The organism is Chloroflexus sp. (genome assembly GCF_034435895.1).
Lineage (GTDB): Bacteria > Chloroflexota > Chloroflexia > Chloroflexales > Chloroflexaceae > Chloroflexus.
Genome location: NZ_DAOTWH010000091.1, coordinates 1 through 10,900, shown reverse-complemented (window position 1 = coordinate 10,900; position 10,900 = coordinate 1). Strand labels below are relative to the sequence as shown.

9 protein-coding genes are annotated in these 10,900 nt (G+C 60.6%); 4 read left to right on the top strand and 5 right to left on the bottom strand.

Annotation, left to right across the window (positions count from 1 at the left end; translation table 11 throughout):
- Positions 1–62: 62 nt before the first annotated feature.
- The gene (locus tag U9R81_RS05460) at positions 63–1,319 is read left to right on the top strand and encodes an ArnT family glycosyltransferase (RefSeq protein ID WP_322494507.1); all 1,257 of its coding nucleotides are present in this window, start codon (positions 63–65) and stop codon (positions 1,317–1,319) included.
- 135 nt (positions 1,320–1,454) lie between these two features.
- Here U9R81_RS05460 and U9R81_RS05455 read toward each other — a convergent pair whose 3' ends face one another.
- A complete protein-coding gene (locus U9R81_RS05455; protein WP_322494506.1) occupies positions 1,455–2,843 on the bottom strand; it encodes a S41 family peptidase in 1,389 nt (462 codons plus the stop codon).
- Positions 2,844–2,972: 129 nt separating this feature from the next.
- On the opposite strand from U9R81_RS05455, the gene U9R81_RS05450 reads away from it, so the two are divergent.
- Complete coding sequence (locus U9R81_RS05450) at positions 2,973–4,109, top strand: PLP-dependent aminotransferase family protein (protein WP_322494505.1); 1,137 nt, start codon at positions 2,973–2,975, stop codon at positions 4,107–4,109.
- Between the two features lie 279 nt (positions 4,110–4,388).
- Positions 4,389–5,312, top strand: a complete 924-nt coding sequence (locus U9R81_RS05445; protein WP_322494504.1) for an RluA family pseudouridine synthase — start codon at positions 4,389–4,391, stop codon at positions 5,310–5,312.
- Positions 5,313–5,396: 84 nt separating this feature from the next.
- Here U9R81_RS05445 and U9R81_RS05440 read toward each other — a convergent pair whose 3' ends face one another.
- From U9R81_RS05440 to U9R81_RS05425, 4 genes are all read right to left on the bottom strand, one after another.
- Positions 5,397–5,780 (bottom strand): TIGR04086 family membrane protein, encoded by a 384-nt coding sequence (locus tag U9R81_RS05440; protein ID WP_322494503.1) that lies wholly within the window; start codon positions 5,778–5,780, stop codon positions 5,397–5,399.
- Positions 5,781–5,920: 140 nt separating this feature from the next.
- Positions 5,921–6,178 carry a hypothetical protein gene (locus U9R81_RS05435; RefSeq protein WP_322494502.1) on the bottom strand — a complete coding sequence of 86 codons (258 nt, stop codon included), beginning with the start codon at positions 6,176–6,178 and terminating at the stop codon, positions 5,921–5,923.
- Positions 6,179–6,592: 414 nt separating this feature from the next.
- A complete protein-coding gene (locus U9R81_RS05430; RefSeq protein WP_322494501.1) occupies positions 6,593–6,898 on the bottom strand; it encodes a hypothetical protein in 306 nt (101 codons plus the stop codon).
- A 58-nt stretch (positions 6,899–6,956) separates the two neighbouring features.
- Positions 6,957–7,682 carry an ABC transporter ATP-binding protein gene (locus U9R81_RS05425; RefSeq protein ID WP_322494500.1) on the bottom strand — a complete coding sequence of 242 codons (726 nt, stop codon included), beginning with the start codon at positions 7,680–7,682 and terminating at the stop codon, positions 6,957–6,959.
- A gap of 171 nt (positions 7,683–7,853) precedes the next feature.
- Between U9R81_RS05425 and U9R81_RS05420 the strand changes: the two genes are divergently transcribed.
- Entirely contained in the window at positions 7,854–10,619 is a 2,766-nt protein-coding gene (locus tag U9R81_RS05420; protein WP_322494499.1) for a valine--tRNA ligase, read from the top strand.
- Positions 10,620–10,900 lie beyond the last annotated feature (281 nt).

The following is a 10,900-nucleotide window of genomic DNA, read 5'->3' as shown; positions in this document are numbered from 1 at the left end:
TAGGGACATAGCAACGCTATGCCCCTACGACGACACGCCAACGTTCTATTTTGATGTTGTCGATGAACCGGTTTGATCGCCTTTTGTGGCTGCTTACCGTGATCGGATTGGCGATCCGGGTGGCAGCCGTTGTAGTGCTTAATGATTATCGCGCGCCAATCACCGCCGAATACGGGATTGTGGCCCACAATCTGGTTGCTGGCAAGGGGTTTTCCGGTGGCGGCTGGCTTGGCCCCGAACAGCCGACGGCGCTCAATACGCCGCTCTACCCGTTATTGTTGGCGTTTTGGTTGTGGATTGGCATACCTCTGCCGTTTCTCGCCGTTGAGTTGGCACAGGCAGTCCTCTCAGCCCTAATCATTTACCTGATCGGCAAGATTGCCGCACAGGCGTTCGCTCCGGTGGTTGGGGCTATCTCGGCGGTAGCGACTACGGTTTATCCGCCCTTGATCTATTTCTGTAAGCAGATTTCGCCGGCGATTTTGACCGCGTTTTGTACCGCGCTCGTTTTCTACGCTATCGTGCTGTTTTTTGCCCATCCAAGCCGGAAACGCGCGGCGCTGCTTGGTTTGGTTTGGGGCGTCGGGTTGCTGGCCGAGCCGATCTTGCTGGTGGCTGCGCCGGGAGCAGCCTTGCTCTATTGGTTCCGGCAAACGCCGTCGGCCCGGCAACAGAGCGTGTTGCTGCTTGCTGGCGCTGCGCTGGTCGCAGTGGTCATCGTCGCGCCGTGGACGGTGCGCAACTATCTGGTGTTTCACCGCTTTGTGCTGCTCAAAACCTCGTTTGGCCTCAATTTTTGGATGGGCAATAATCCCAATGCCACCGGCTTTCTCTACACCATGGCCGGCGAGCCGATGCCGAATACGCTCGCCCCTGAGCGAGCGGCTTATCTCGCTTCGCTCAACGAAGCCGAGCGTTATGCCGTGTTGCAGCAGGAAGCGTGGCAGTGGATCGCTGCCCATCCCGATCGCTTCCTTGAGCTGACCATCAAGCGGATCGGCTATCTGTGGCTGATCTCGCCGACCTTCCAGATCACCAGCGAAAACATTGCTGAGCCGGGGTACTTTTACCTCATACGCTACGCGATCCAGATCCCCCTGTTGCTGTTGGCCGTGATCGGTGCAGTGATCGCGTATCGTCGCTACCGGGCAGCGTTATGGCTCTGCCTCTGGTGGTTGGTGGCGTTTACTGCACCCTACGCCATTTCGGTAGCCGGCAATACCCGTTATCGGCTGCCGGTCGAGCCGATCTTGCTCATGTTGGCTGCGGTGGTGGGTTCGGTGGCGTGGCGCTGGTGGCAGGGTCGGGTACCGAGATGACGCTGCACTGCCGCGCGGCTGCCAGCGCTGGTGAGGCGAGAGCCGCACGATCGTGCAGTTTTACTTGAGGAGATCGATCGCTGCTTGCAGTTGCGGGTCTTCTTCCGCGACGGGGAGCCGCACCGCCGCGCGGCTTTACTTGAGAAGATCGATTGCTGCTCGCAGTTGCGGGTCTTCTTCTGGGGGGAAGCGCCACCATTCCGCTTCAATCAGCACATCGGGCACGACGCCGGTGCCCTCGATGAGCGTGCCATCAGGTAGTTGATAAGCGACTTCGGCTAGTAGCAAACGCGATCCATCGCTAAACTCGTACCCGTAGAGATTTTCGGTATTGCCTGCCGATGGTACGCCGACAATCGTGGCTTGGCGCAACACCCGCATCCCGGCGGCGAACATCTCGGCAGCGCTCGCCGTCTCGTCGCTGATGAGTACCACCACCGGAATGCCGGTGAGACCGGGGATAGTGCGTCCGCGCGGGATGAGCTGCTCTTCCCGATCGCGCCGCCCAACCGATGCGCCGATGCTGCCGCCATCTTGGAAGAGGGCGATGATGTTGCGCATCACGTGAATGTAGCCGCCGCTATTGTCGCGCACGTCGATGATCATCCCGCGCACCGGCCCGCTGGCCAGCAGGCTGGTAAGTGCGTCACGAGCTTGCGCATCGGCGTTATCGACATAAAAACTAGGAATGGTGAGCAAGCCGATGTCATCGGCCAATCGCTCGGCGGTCACCCGGTTGAAGATTGCAATGTCGATCACGGCTCGCATCACCTCAACGTCCCGCGGCGGTTCGTCGCCGCGCTTGATCGTCAGCCGCACCGTAGTGCCGGGGATGCCGCGCACCGCGCCAATCGCGCCGGCAGGGCCAAACGCATTGGGGTCATTGAATGGAATGCCGTTCACCGCTACAATCAGGTCACGCGGGCGCAACCCGGCCTGATCGGCTGGCCCGCCGGTAACGACCCGCGTGATCAAACCGCCTTCATCAATCGTGCGCACGCTCACGCCAATGCCGCCATACTGCAATTGGCCGCGCGCTTCGGCAATCTGGGCCGCCGCTTCTTGCGGTGACTCGTACCGCGAATGGTCATCGCCAAGCTGCGCGATCATATCGCGCATGATCGTGTAAAACGCTTCTGGTGTCGCCGCAGCTTCGACTTTTGGTTGCAATTCGGCGCGTACTGCCTGCCAGTCGAGACCGTTATAGTCTTCGTACAAATAATTGTCGCGCACCGTTTCCCACACTTGCCGAAAAATTTGCAGGCGCTGTTCCCGGCTCAGCGGGGCAAGGGTCGGGGTTGGCGCGATCGTTGCTACTGGCGGCGCCGGGGTTGGCGAAAGGTTCAACCCGCTCACAGCGCCGCCTGCCGGTGCAGGGGTTTCGGCTGGCAACGGGATGCGAGTAGCCGGCGCAGCAGGCCGGCTGTAGCCGGTGGTCGTTGGTTCTGGCTCGCCGCGCACAAACGTGCAGCCGGCAATCGCCAGCGTGGTGAGCAACAGCAGAATGATTCGTAGGCGATGCATAGCGTTTAACCATAGATGCCCTTGGTTCGGAGCAGGTTGCTGCTCAACAGTATGATACCATTAGCGTTATGCCTGCGCGGTGAGAGCTTGCTTAGGAACGTGGCGCCGGCATAAGACGAGAGAGACCGTATGTTGCCAGACATTCAATTCGTGCAACGACCGGGGATGATCGAGTTCGGTTGGGGGCATCTTGGCGCCGAGTTATTGCCACGCGCCGAAGTGTTGCGCGCCGCAACGTGGACATTGACCAACGATGCGCCGGCTGCGTTGACGTATGGCTATGCTCAAGGGCCGGGCCGGTTGCTGGCCCTGCTGGCCGAACGTTTGGCCGTGTCCGAAACCGATCTGATGATTACCGGCGGTACATCGCAGGCGCTCGATATGCTCTGCAAGCAATTCACCAAACCGGGTGACGTGGTGCTGGTTGAAGCGCCAACTTACCATCTGGCCTTACGAATCTTTCGCGACTACGGTCTCCGTTGCGTAACAGTGCCGGGTGACCAGCAAGGATTGCACGTGGCAGCGGTGACGGCGCTCGTCAAGCTCTTGCGCAGCCGGGGCGAACGGATCGCCTTTCTCTATCTGGTGCCAACCTACAACAATCCCAGCGGCGTCACGTTGCAGGCTGAGCGGCGGGCCGAATTGGCGCGCGTGGCGACGGCGTTAGAATTGACTGTGATCGAAGATGAGGCGTATGCCGAGTTGTGGTACGATGCGCCGCCGCCGCCGCCGATTGCGAGTTTCGCTCCCGGCGGCCCGCTCATCCGGCTAGGCAGTTTTGCCAAAGTGCTGGCTCCCGGTCTCCGGTTAGGCTGGATGCAAGCGCCGGCCGCCGTGATTCAACGCTGCACACAGGCAGGTATGCTCGACAGTGGCGGCGGGGTGAACCATTTCACGGCCCATGTGGTATTGGCCCTCTTGCAAGCCGGCGATTTTGAGCCGCATCTGCTGGATCTGCGGGCAGCGCTACGGGAGCGCCGCAATACGCTGCTGGCTGCGTTGGCCCGCTTGATGCCACCCGGTGTTACGTGGCGTCCGCCGTTGGGTGGTTTTTTCGTTTGGTTGCGCACGCCGGCCACGGTTGACACCACGGCGTTGCTGAGCCAAGCTGAAGCGGCGGGGGTTTCCTACATTCCCGGCGAACGGTTTTATGCCAATGGCGGTGGGCGCAACGAGCTACGGCTCGCCTTTTCGATGGTGCCTGCAGCGGAACTGGTCGAAGGCGCGCGCCGGTTGGGTCAGGTATTGAAGCGGGCCATCGGCTAGCACCGGCTTGCTAAGGATTGAGGGGCAGATAGAACAATCTGCTGAGCACAACCATTGACTGCTATGTGATGTCTCAACGCTCGGCACTGCGCTCCCCTCTCCCGCCGCGAGGTGGGAGAGGGGCTGGGGGTGAGGGTGGAACGGCGCATTACACCGTTAGCCACCACAGCCATGCTCATGGCTTCTGTCTGCTCTTGAACCGCCAAGGGTAAGTGAGGAACGCAGACCGCTGGCCCGTAGCAACAGTTCGTCGCGCTGCAAGACCGTTTGGAATGACGTATGCCTCCCGAATCCATTGCGCTGTTCCTAACGAGCGATGATGCTGGCCGTCCACTCGGCGAGATCGCCGCCGAACGGTTAGGCGAGGTTGGCCGGCAAGCTGCTGCCCGTGGCGGCCTGTGGTTGCACCGGCGCCGGGTGACGCCTGACACGCCGGCCACTGCTGGCGAGACGCTGCTCGTGCGGCTGCCTCCGGCAGGCGGTTACTGCGACGCGCCGGTCACGCTCGCTCACATCATCTACGAAGACGACGATCTGTTGGTGATCAACAAACCTCCCGCTTGTTACGTCGGTGACACGCCATGGGATACGCAGGGTAGTGTGCTGGCGGTCTTGACGCGGTTGCTCACCACGCGCGACGGCCAACCCCCCCCCTTTCATCTTGCCCACCAGCTTGACTTCGGCACCTCAGGAATCCTCGTGCTCAGCAAGCATCCCCGCGCCAACGCGCCGCTCCATGCTGCCTTCAACCGTGGTCAGGCGCAGAAACGGTATCTGGCGGTATGTACTAACTATATGCCGGCGCAGGTGGAACTTATAACAGGTCATGGCCGCGCTGCCGGCGGGCGCTGGCGCCTCTACGATCGGTCAGAGATCGGGCGATCGTTGCCTGACGGCCAGCGCGTTAAGTTGGCGCACACCCGCTTCGTGCTGCGCCGCCAATTCGCCCAAGCCGCGCTAGTATGGGCTATTCCTTTGACCGGTCGCACCCATCAAATTCGCCTCCACCTCGCTTCGTTGGGCTGCCCGATCCTCGGCGACGAACGCTACGGCGGGCCAACGGCAGTTGCCGGTCTAATGCTGGCCCATCCGCTCCTCCACGCTGCCGAACTCAGCTTGCCGCATCCGCGTGACGGCAAGCCGCTGCACCTCTTCTGCCCGCCGCCGCCGGTGTTTCAGAGTGTGATTGGACAATTATATTAGGCGCTGAGAAGTCATAAAAAACAGCGCATCATACGTGCGCTGTCACAACTGCAACACCCGTTTGTTCTTCTGCGTTTTTTGCGCCTAACCCACCCGTGGCGATCGCCGCACCCGTCCGGCTAGCATCCCTCCAACAGCGCCGAAGGCGCAGCCAATCATTTGCCCTAGCAACAACAACGACGGTACAGCGATCCCGACGTTGGTGATGGTTGCAACCAGAATCCCAACTACTCCCACCAGCAAGCCATGCATTGCGTAGGAATTATCGGCCAGCCACCCAGCGACAAACCCGCCTACGCCGGTCAAACTAGCGCCGATCAAGATTAAAAGCACATGGATTGGGTTAGATAACGATGGATCGGTGAACACCGCACTCTGCCCGGTGGCCAAGATGACCACCTGCAACAAAATCGTAAACGCGAAATCGGCCATGAAGCCAGAGATTACTGCCGTCCAGCGAATATTCACGGCTTTCCCTTGCGGATGATAACGCCAAGGCGCAACAGCTTACCAGTATACGCGCCGGCATCTGTGATTATGCCAGCGCCAATATCGTAACACAATCCGCTTCGTGCCATTGCATTCCCGATCGCGTTAGCATCCTCGCATCAACTTGCCATTCGCCAGACAAAGAGAAAGACGAGCAACGAGATTTGCAAGGCATGAGCGACATCGTACCGCGCCGCGCCCCAGAATTCCTCTTGGCCCAACCACCACCAGATCCGGTTGAGACCGGATCGCACCCGAATATCGCTATCCCACCGTTGCAAATGTGAGACACGAGCTAAGCGTAATAACCGGCGAAGACTGTTGGCGAGCGTAACCATCCACGCTCCCGCAACCAGTAGTTGCAGTAGCACCTCCATGCAGCGCACTCCTTTGATGTGGTGTTGTGGTTTGAGACAGTGGGCGCCGGCGCTGGCGCGGAGTGATCACAAGATCACTCTTTGTACATAGTATGCACTGATTTTGCCCAAATGCGCAAGGGAGATATGCGAAGAATTTCCCGGTTGCGGGGTGAAAGTTATCCTATGAGGGTGATGTTCCCGTGGTCAGTACAAGTGCCGTCGGCGCCATCCCCCCGCACCCCTCCTGTCAGTGCGAGCCGCCAGAGGCGGCGAAGCAATCTCCCATGAGCACGGATTGCATCCGCTCCAGCATCAATATTCGCCAAAGGGGGAGATTGCTGCGGGGGCTACGCCCCCTCGCAATGACATAGGGGGGCGCTTCGCCTAATAATACGAATATGCGGCAGTTTCCCTGCCGCACTCCATATCATTCTAGTCGTCATCGTCTCCCGCGATCCGGCGCATCCGGGCCACAATCGCTGCTGCTCCCACTAGGGCTAGCATCGAGCTACACATGACTAGCATCAGCCACGTTGCATAACGGCCAAGCAGAGCGCTGATCAGCGACTCTTCCGGCTCTTGCGTGGTACGTGGCGTAATGGCGTTCGTTGTGATGGGGAGTGTGGCGGCCGGCGTAGAAAAAGTGCTCATAGCTGCGCTGGCCGGCGGCGCAGCGAGCGCGATCGTGGCGAGAAGGGTTACGAGCAGGACATGGCTCAGGAATGTTCGGTTGTGCATACAGGCGTCTCCGTGACGGCGGCTCACCCGGCGCTATGATAACAAATCTGCCGTCCGGTCATACAATCGCCGTTTCCCGCTGCCACGCCATCGTCCGATTCTTGACCGGCTGGTCGTCAGCAATCTGGCCGTCGCGCACGCTGATGATCCGCTCAGCGTGTTGGGCAACGTCGTGTTCGTGCGTCACCAGAATGACGGTAATGCCCTGCTCGGCGTTCAGCCGCTGAAAAATGCCCATAATCTCGGCCCCGGTGCGTGTGTCGAGTGCGCCGGTCGGCTCGTCGGCCATGATAATTCGCGGTTCGTTGACGAGGGCGCGGGCAATCGCTACCCGCTGCTGTTGACCGCCCGATAGCTCGTTGGGTCGGTGGTGCAGCCGGTCGCCCATCCCGACGGCCTCTAACGCCATCCGTGCCCGCTCTTGCCGGTCGGGCCGGCCCCTCCCATACAGCATTGGCAACTCGACGTTGCGCAGCGCCGTGGTGCGCTGGAGCAGCATGTATTGCTGGAAGACGAAGCCGATCTTCTCGTTGCGGATGATCGCTAACTCGTCGTCGGTCAGCTCGCCGACATTGACCCCTTCGAGCAGGTATTCGCCTGAGGTGGGCCGGTCGAGACAACCGATGATGTTCATCAGCGTGCTCTTGCCGCTGCCCGATGGCCCCATAATCGCGACCATCTCGCCTTGGTTGATGGTGAGCGAGATTCCGCGCAAGGCATGTACTTCGGTTTCGCCCATGACGTAGACTTTGGTGATATTGTTCAATTGAATCAGCGGGGTCATAACATTCCTTGCCGCAATGGTTGGCGATCTCCGGCGCGCGGCGGTGCGCGGCAGTCCTGATTCGCATTGTACCCGATTTTACCCGCCATGCGCCTGACATCGCCGGGCCGGAAAGACTGGTATAATGGTATTTAATGTGACGGTATTCTAGCGCTAATTGTTGAGGCATCTATGACCGATCCGGCTGCCGCCCGCCCGCTAGAGATGGATAAAGCCTACGAGCACCGCCTCGTCGAGCAGCGGCTCTACAATTGGTGGGAGCGTAGCGGTCTGTTTGCGCCGCGCGATGATGCTCCCCGTTCGCCTTTTGTCATCTCGATCCCGCCGCCCAATGTCACCGGCGAGTTGCATCTCGGCCACGCGATGTTTGTCGCCATCGAAGACCTGCTGATCCGCTGGCGCCGGATGCAGGGCTATCAGACATTGTGGGTGCCCGGTACCGATCATGCCGGCATTGCTACCCAGACGCAGGTTGAGAAGCTGCTTGAACGCGAGGGAACGTCGCGGCAGGCGGTGGGGCGCGAAGAGTTTTTGCGCCGCACGTGGGAATGGAAAGAGAAGTACGGCGGCGAGATTACGCGCCAGTTGCGCTGGCTGGGTGCGTCGTGCGATTGGTCGCGCGAGCGTTTCACTCTCGATCCCGGTTTGTCGCGTGCGGTGCATACCGCGTTTAAGCGCCTCTACGATGATGGCTTGATCTATCGCGGCACCTACCTCGTCAACTGGTCGCCCAAGCTGCAAACCGCCGTCAGCGATCTTGAGGTCGAGTACGAAGAGCGCAATGTCTCGATCTGGTACGTGCGCTACCCGATTCGCACTGCCGAGTGGGCCGGTCCGTCCGCACCGTGGGGGTCAGGCCAGTGGGCCGCCGGTGCAACCGAGTTTATTACCGTCGCTACCACGCGCCCAGAGACAATTTTGGGTGATACAGCGGTGGCCGTCGCCCCCGGCGACGCGCGCTACGCTCATCTGGTTGGAAAAGAGGCGATCTTGCCGGCGCTGGCTCGCCCCATCCTAATCATCACTGACGAGTATGTCGATCCAGAGTTCGGCTCTGGCGCGGTCAAAATTACCCCCGGCCACGACAAGAATGACTATGAAGTCGGCAAGCGTCACCACTTGCCGATGATCAACATCATGAATCCCGATGCGACCATCAACGAGGCGGGCGGCCCCTACGCCGGGTTGGATCGCTTCGAGTGTCGCAAGGCGATTCTGGCCGATCTCGAACGCGAAGGCTTGCTGGTCAAGACCGAGCCGCACAAGATGAATGTCGGCATTAGCCAGCGCGGTGGCGAGGTGATCGAGCCGCTCCTCTCCGAGCAGTGGTTTGTTCGCACCAAGCCGCTCGCCGAGCTGGCGATCGCCGCGGTGCGCGATGGCAAGGTGCGGATTGTGCCCGAACGGTTCGAGAAGATCTATTTCCACTGGCTCGAAAACATCGAAGACTGGTGTATCTCGCGCCAGCTCTGGTGGGGGCATCGGATTCCGGTCTGGTACATGCCCGACGGTTCAATTGTCGTGCCCGGCCCCGATGAGCCGCCGCCAGCCGAAGGCGTGCAAGACCCCGATGTGCTCGATACGTGGTTCAGCTCCGGTCTTTGGCCCTTTAGCACGCTCGGCTGGCCTGACGACACCGAAGACTACCGCCGCTTCTACCCCACCAGTGTCATGGAGACAGGGTACGACATCCTGTTCTTCTGGGTGGCGCGCATGATGATGATGGGGTGCTATTTAACCGGCCAGCCGCCCTTCCACACCGTCTACCTGCACGGGTTAGTGCGTGACGAACATGGCCGCAAGATGTCGAAGTCGTTTGGCAATGTGGTCAATCCGCTGGAGGTGATCCAGCAACACGGCGCCGATGCGCTCCGCTACACCTTGGTGACAAGCGGCACTCCCGGCCAAGATGTCAATCTGAATCCGCAGCGGATCGAAGCGGCGCGCAATTTTGCCAACAAGATTTGGAATATCACCCGGTTTGTGATTAGCAAACTTGGCGATCTGCCGCGCAACGAAAGCGTGAAGGTGACGCCAGAGGCGCTGCGCGCCGCGGATTTCACCCTCGCTGATCGCTGGATCCTCTCGCGCTACGCCCATCTGGTGGCCGAGGTGGATCGGTTGATGGAAGGCTATAACTTCGGCGAAGCGGGCCGCCAGATCCACGATTTCCTCTGGGGCGAGTTTGCCGACTGGTACGTCGAGATTGCCAAAGTGCAGCTCGAAGGCGATCCGCAGCGCGCACAGCTTACCCGGCGCGTGCTCTTCACCGTGCTCGATGGCGGCTTGCGCTTGCTCCATCCCTTTATGCCCTTCGTCACCGAAGAGGCGTGGCAGTACCTGACCGATGCTTACCAGCGCCCCGATCCCGGCCCTGAGACGTCGTACGCCGAGCTTGGCCTGCGCACGCTCAGCTACGCGCTGTATCCGATGCTGATGGAAGGGATGCGTGATGAGGCGGTTGAAGCCGATTGGGCTTTGGTGCAAGAGCTGATCGTCGCGATCCGCAATGTGCGCAGCGAGTACAAGGTCGAGCCGGCGAAGTGGGTAGCGGCCACAGTGGTGGCCGGCGAGCGGGCCGATCTCTTGCGCGGGCAAGCGCCGCTGATCAGCCGGTTGGCCCGTGTGGCAAGGGATGATTTGACGGTTGTCACCACGCTTGCTGAGCGTCCGCGGCAAGCGGCCTCGATCGTGATCGGTGCAGTGGAATGTTTCCTGCCGCTGGCCGGCCTGATCGATCTGGTTGCCGAACGCGCCCGTCTGCAAAAAGAGCTGGCCCAAGCCGAGGCTGATGTGGAACGGCGTGCTGCCCGCCTCAACAACGAGAGCTTCGTCAGCAAAGCGCCGGCTCACGTCGTGCAACGCGAACGCGAAGCGCTTGAGACGGCTCAAGCTGCCTTGGCCCGCTTGCGCGAGCGCATCGCCGAGTTGGAGTGATAGGTACTGTGTCCCCTCTCACCGCGTGTTGAGGGGTGGACAAAACATCTCATCCAGAACAGTCGTTTACCGCTAGGTAGGAAACCCGGCCCTGAAGGGCCGGGCTACGGTTACGAAGCCCGCGGCACGGCCTGCTGTTCCCTTACCCCCGGCCCCCTCTCTCACCGCGAGGTGGGAAAGGGTGAGCCGCCGGATTGGCGGCAACGCTATTGCCACAGCGGAACGCAGCAGCGCCCCTCTCCCGCATTGCGGGAGAGGGGTTGGGGGTGAGGGTAACCTAT